Annotated in this window: 5 protein-coding genes; 1 reads left to right on the top strand and 4 read right to left on the bottom strand. The window is 45.9% G+C overall.

Going from position 1 to position 6,263, the window contains the following annotated elements:
- From AC6F75_RS11635 to AC6F75_RS11620, 4 genes are all read right to left on the bottom strand, one after another.
- A partial coding sequence (locus AC6F75_RS11635) for an efflux RND transporter permease subunit (protein ID WP_500715184.1) occupies window positions 1-1,810 on the bottom strand: 1,810 nt, incomplete at its 3' end.
- Window positions 1,810-2,949 (bottom strand): efflux RND transporter periplasmic adaptor subunit, encoded by a 1,140-nt coding sequence (locus tag AC6F75_RS11630; RefSeq protein WP_500715183.1) that lies wholly within the window; start codon window positions 2,947-2,949, stop codon window positions 1,810-1,812. The genes AC6F75_RS11630 and AC6F75_RS11635, both read right to left, overlap by 1 nt.
- A 13-nt stretch (window positions 2,950-2,962) precedes the next feature.
- Complete coding sequence (locus AC6F75_RS11625) at window positions 2,963-3,433, bottom strand: GbsR/MarR family transcriptional regulator (protein ID WP_500715182.1); 471 nt, start codon at window positions 3,431-3,433, stop codon at window positions 2,963-2,965.
- Window positions 3,434-4,313: 880 nt separating this feature from the next.
- Window positions 4,314-5,153, bottom strand: a complete 840-nt coding sequence (locus AC6F75_RS11620; RefSeq protein ID WP_500715181.1) for an ABC transporter permease — start codon at window positions 5,151-5,153, stop codon at window positions 4,314-4,316.
- 492 nt (window positions 5,154-5,645) lie between these two features.
- Between AC6F75_RS11620 and AC6F75_RS11615 the strand changes: the two genes are divergently transcribed.
- Window positions 5,646-6,263 (top strand): ATP-binding cassette domain-containing protein (locus AC6F75_RS11615; protein ID WP_500715180.1); only part of this gene is annotated, 618 nt, incomplete at its 3' end.

The raw sequence follows: 6,263 nt of genomic DNA, 5'->3' as shown, positions 1-6,263 counted from the left end.
CTCCCTCAATTTTGGCAATTTCAGTATAGAGGTCTTCGGTGATTTTGTAGGTCCTGTCCAATGACGAGCCCGGGGGCAATTCCATATTGATAAAAATCACACCACGGTCTTCAGTGGGAACAAAACCTTTGGGCAGGGTTTCGCTCGACCAGTAAATAATACCCACACTCAACACCAGTATACCTACAGGCACCCACTTATTTTTGATAAGAAAGCTTAATGATTTGGTATAGCGCGCCCGGCTCACTAAAAATGCCGTGTTAAAAGCGAGAAAGAATCGCTCCGGCAGGTTTAGTTTTTTGCCTTCTTTGCTTTTATGTGGTTTCAGGAAAATGGCACTCAGCGCCGGACTCAGTGTCAAAGCATTTACTGCCGAAATCAAAATAGCAATAATAAGGGTGACCCCAAACTGTTCATAAAATACCCCGGCCGGGCCTTTGATAAAGGTAATGGGCACAAACACCGCTGCCATCACCAGGGTAATCGAAATAATGGCACCACTGATTTCGCTCATAGCGGTTACCGAAGCTTCCCTGGCGCTTTCTGCACCGGCTTCCATTTTGGCATAAATGGCTTCCACCACTACTATGGCATCATCCACCACAATTCCAATGGCTAAAATGAGTGCAAACAATGAAAGCAGGTTGACGGAATACCCCAGCAAATCCAAAAAGAAAAACGTTCCGATAATGGATACCGGAACGGCTATGGCCGGAATCAAGGTCGTTCTTATATCCTGTAAAAAAATAAATACCACCAGAAACACCAGCAGGAATGCTTCAATCAGGGTCTTTTTTACCTTCCCTATGGAAGCTACCAAAAAGCGGTTGGTGTCATAGTTGATGACATAGTCCAATCCTTCCGGAAAATCAGCTTTGAGTTCTTCCAGCTTGACATAAATTTCTTCAATGATGTCTTGAGCATTGGAGCCCGGGGTTTGAAAAATACCAAAACTGATGGCGGGATAGCCCCTGGAGCGACCTAGACTGGTATAGGAAAAGGCATCCATTTCAATTTTGGCCACGTCTTTTAAATAGAGGTATTGCCCGTTGCCCAATGCTTTGATAATAATGTTTTCATACTGCTCAGGGGTGTTGTAGCGCCCCTTGTATTTGATGACATATTCAAAGGCTTCACCCACATTTTGCCCCATGGAGCCTGCGGCAGCCTCAAGACTTTGTTCACCAATGGCTGCAATCACCTCACGTGTGGAGAGGTTGTAATTGGCCATCCTGATGGGGTCAAGCCAGATGCGCATGGCATAATCCTTTCCGCCAAAAACATTCATATCCCCCACACCGTTGATGCGCTGGATTTCAGGACGCACATAGATGTTCAGGTAGTTTTGAATGTAAGTATCGTCATATTCAGGGTTGGTGGAATATACAGAGGCAAACATCAAGGCCGAACTTCGTTGCTTGTTGACCGTAACCCCGGCACGAATCACTTCTGCAGGAAGTATTGAGTTGGCACGCGAGACCCTGTTTTGCACGTTTACGGCAGCAATGTCGGGGTCAACATCCTGCTGAAAAAATACGGTGATAGAAGCTGAACCTGTATTGCTGGCTGTTGAAGTAATGTATGTCATCCCCTCTACACCGTTGATTTGTTCTTCCAGCGGAACAATCACACTCTGCAGTATGGTTTGGGCATTGGCACCCGGATAGCTGGCATTGATCTGAACCGTGGGCGGAGCAATATCCGGATACTGGGTCACCGGCAATTGTGCCATGCCCAACAATCCCAAAATCACCAGGATAATGGAAATCACAGAGGATAAAACCGGCCGTTCAATAAAGACTTTAAACATTACTGAAACACGGTTTTAAAAGAGTTCATAATTGAGTCAAATTCCACAAGGTTAGGCTTTATGGCGGTGTTGGTGCGTAAACGTCCCACACCCTGCGCCACTATTTTCTGGCCCTTCTCCACTCCGGAAGCAATCACCACCATTTGGTTCACCCGCTCTTTGATGCTGATGGGCGTGGCTATGGCAATGGTATCACCCTGCACGCGGTACACATAAACAATGCCCTGCTGCTCATAAGTGGAGGCTTCGGGGGCTACCAGCACATCTTCATACACTTTGGGCACCCTGATGCTGCCGCTGCTGCCGTTGGCCAGCAATCCCCCGGTATTGGGGAAGATGGCCCTGAAGCTCACCGTGCCCGACTGCCGGTCAATCTGCCCGGTAACGGTTTCTATGGTGCCTTCGTGTTCATAAATGCTACCGTTGGCCATGATTAACTGTACTTTCGGCATGTTTTTAAGCTTTTCATCCAGGGTTTCGCCTTCGGCTGTTTGCAAAAAGGTGATGTAATCCCTTTCGCTTAAAGCGAAATAAGCATACATATTGCGCGTGTCTGCCACATTGGTGAGGGGATTGGCATCATTGGGGCTTACCAGCGCACCTTTCCGGTAACGGATGCTGCCCACAAAACCGTCAACGGGACTTTGAATGTTGGCATAACCAATATTTGCTTGTATGCTGTTGTAAGCACTTTTGGCCTGTGCCAGACGGGCTTTGGCGGTTTCAAGCTGCACGGGGCTGATGATGTTTTTTTCCACCAAAGGGATTAGCCTGTCCACCTCCACCTGTGCGGCATTGATATTGGCCTGAGCGGCCTCGGCATCCTGTGAGAGGGTTTGGGTTTCCAAACGGAAGAGCAACTGACCCTTTCTCACCGCCTGACCTTCATCAACGAGCACATCGGTGATGTAGCCCGACATTTTGGCGCGCACATCACTGTTGGTGGTGCCTTCAAGCCGGGCCGGATATGAGGTGAAAGAAGTCACCGATTTTACGGGAATCTCAAGTACGGGAAACTCGGCGATTTGTGCCACTGCCTGCTGTGGTGCATCATTGCAGGAGGGAAACAGCAACAAAACAAAAAGGGGCAAAGCAAATGACCCGATTTTAAACAGCAATATGTGATTTTTTTTTGTCATAGCAAACAAGTGATTATGAAGCGCTTTCCAGTTTACTTAGGGTGGCTTCCAGTATTTTTTTGGATTCTTTTAAATGGTCGATATAGATGGTGGTGTAACACAGGTTTTCCTTGTAAGTTTTTAAGTCAAAAGCCTTCAAGTAAGCCGAAGTTTTACCAAAGAGTTCAATTTCTTTTTCAATGATTGTATTGTAATTGGCCAACCTTAACCTGAGGTGGTTTTTCTTGTTTTTAAAATACCGCTTTCGGTCACCGGCTTTGGTAAAATAATCCACTTTATCAGTTTGCATCAGCAGGTTGATACTGGTGGAAACCGAACTTTTACTGGCTTCGCTTTGTTCCAAAAGCTGCTCAAAAGTCATCCCGTCATAACCGTTTAAAATCAAAATGGAATAGATGCGGCAAGCAAGCGGAGGTAAGTGGTAGAGGCCTTCAAAATGCACCCCCAGCTCTTCTATGAGTTCTTCTTTGCTTGCTGTAACCATGGAAAAATGGAATTAAGAAAAACAAATTTAGTTTTAGTTCGGAATAAACCAAACCAAACGAAATTAAAGATTTGTTAAATAAAGTGGTGAGTTTGTGAGAGGTGAGAGGTGAGTGGGTATATAGTTTTATCTGTGGAACTCTGTGCCTCCTCTGTGCAACCCTGTGGTACAGCAAGCTGAAGTATTTAAAAATCACAAATAGGAAATACAAACCCACAACCCCCATGCTTACACCCCCACGCTCACCCCAGGTCCGCCATAGGCGGAGAGAGTCCACCGCGCAGAAAAAATTCCAAATCTCAAATTCTAAGCTAAAACTAATCCCGGCCTACGAAAGGGTTCCGTAAAAAAATGAAGTGAGCGAAGGAGGAAGAAAAAATCCTTGACATTCTAAATCGTTCATAAACAAAAGAGTGTGTTGGAGTTTCCTAATTTTTAATTCAAGCAAGAACCTTTATTTTTTCGCCGCAGCGAACGAAATTTTTAGGAACGCTTTCGTCAGCCTAGCGTTTTTTGGTTCTTTTTTGGGCAATGCAAAAAAGAACAAAAAGGTTGTTTTAAACTAGCTAACTTCAAAATTACAATAATTGGGATTTAATATTTGAAAAATTCTGAATGAAAAATAACGTTCTTATCTATTAAGTAGTTCGTCGCTCCCATGATTCCCTTGCCCCAGCTACTTTGCAGCTTCGCCGCACGCTGTCGCAGAAGCTTTACCGCGTGTCGCAATAGCTTTAGCGGTGGCACAGCGTAGGTGCCCTGAAGCTATGAAGCGCAAGGCGGTGAACCCCAATCCCAAGCCTATATATCAGCATAAACCCCACAAAAAAAATCAACCACATTTAGGCAAGCCTAACCAAAAACTTTGAACCTTGAACCCCTACCCCGAAAGCCGTTCCACCAAAACCGGTATTGAAATCCTGTACAACAACAGCGCAATCACAAACAGTGGGATGCAAGCCGCAATAACAATCAAAAAGTAAGTCAAATACTCCGGGCTGTTACCCACCGCCAGGTCGCGGCCGGTGAGGATGATGGGCGTTAAAGGGTTGAGCTCCATCAGGGTTTTCATGGTGCCTTCTTTGGGAATGGCATAAACCACAGGGGCGGCATACATCAAAAACTGCATCCCGAAAGTGATGATTTTACCCACATCCTTATACAACAATCCCAGAGGGGTGATAAAGAGACCAATGGTGGTGCCAATCAACAGTCCGCCTAAAATGGCCAGGGGAAACAGCAACAAGCTCCACTGTAGTCCCACACCATAGAGAAACACAAAAATAAGTAGCAATATGATTTTTACAGAGGTATTGAACAACAGCTTATAAATGCCCGAGAGGATCAACGCCTCTTTGGGAAAATTGATTTTGGAAAGAATGCCCCGTGCCGCATTGGTACTTTGCATAGGCGAATTGATTGCCTCAGTAATAATCGACCAAATCAGGGTTCCGGTAAACACAAACAGGGGATAGGGAATCCCCGTATCAGACAGCCGCACCGTGCCGGTTCCGTTCAGTACAATCCAAACCAAAGCTGTGGCCAGCGGAGTAATAAACGCCCACAATATCCCAAAATAAGACTGCCGGTACATCGCCTTGATGTCACGCACAGCAAGTTGCCACGCCAAAAACCGGGAGCTTTTGATGTCCTTAATACTCTCCTTAAGCAACCGCCCGGGTCGTAGCCGGCTTTCTTTTTGGTAAATGCGGGTTTCCAAATTTGGTTATTGGTTATTTGTTATTGGTTGCTAAGATAGAAAAATTACAAATTCCAAGTGTCAAAATTCCAAATCTCAAAGCCCGAACACTGCAATCCCCCTTCGCGCCCCTTTGCGAAAAACCTTTGCGACCTCTGCAGCTTCGCCGCACGCTGTCGCAGAAGCTTTAGCGTAGGTGCCCTGAAGCTATGAAGCGCAAGGCGGTGAACCCCAAGCAAGAGTGAGCAACAAATTCGCAAATAACCCCAGCCGCATACCCCCCGGTCCGCCATAGGCGGAGAGAGTCCACCGCGCATTAAATCTTAAATAAAACCTCTGTGCAACTTTGTGCCTTCTTTGTGAAACTCTGCGGTACAACTTTATCAATACCTTATTTAAAAACTCCAAAACTTGAATAGTGATTAGTTAATTGTTAATCTTTTAAACATAAATCGATATTCGTTATTCCCTCAATTATCCTTATTTTTAAACCCAAAACTGACAGTAACACCCTTGAAAGAACCTAACACACATCAAGACGAGCCCCTGGTTATCGTTGAAAACCTCTCCAAAAAGTTCTGCAAAGACCTCAAGACCAGCTTGTGGTATGGCGTCAAAGACCTGTGGAGCGGGGTGATGGGCAACAAAAACGAACGCCTGTTGCGCGACAAGGAGTTTTGGGCGGTGAAAGACATTAGTTTTACATTGCGCCGTGGGGAGTGCCTGGGATTGATTGGCCACAACGGCGCAGGGAAGAGCACCCTGCTCAAAATACTCAACGGACTCATCAATCCCGATGCCGGCAAGGTGACCATCAAAGGCCGGGTGGGTGCTTTGATAGAACTGGGTGCCGGCTTTAACCCCATTTTAAGCGGACGTGAAAACATCTACAACAACGGTGCTATCCTCGGGTTTAGCAGAAAAGAAATTGACAGCAAATTGGAAGAAATTATTGCCTTTGCCGAGTTGGAAGAATTTATCGATATGCCCGTGCAGAATTACAGCAGTGGGATGAAAGTGCGCCTGGGCTTTGCCGTAGCGGCACAGATGGAGCCTGATGTACTCATTATTGACGAGGTACTGGCGGTGGGCGATCTGGGCTTTGTATTGAAGTGTTTTAATCAAATGGAT

The organism is Planktosalinus sp., assembly GCF_059864935.1.
Note: the sequence above shows the minus strand (reverse complement) of the source record. Positions and strands in the feature narration are given on the sequence as shown.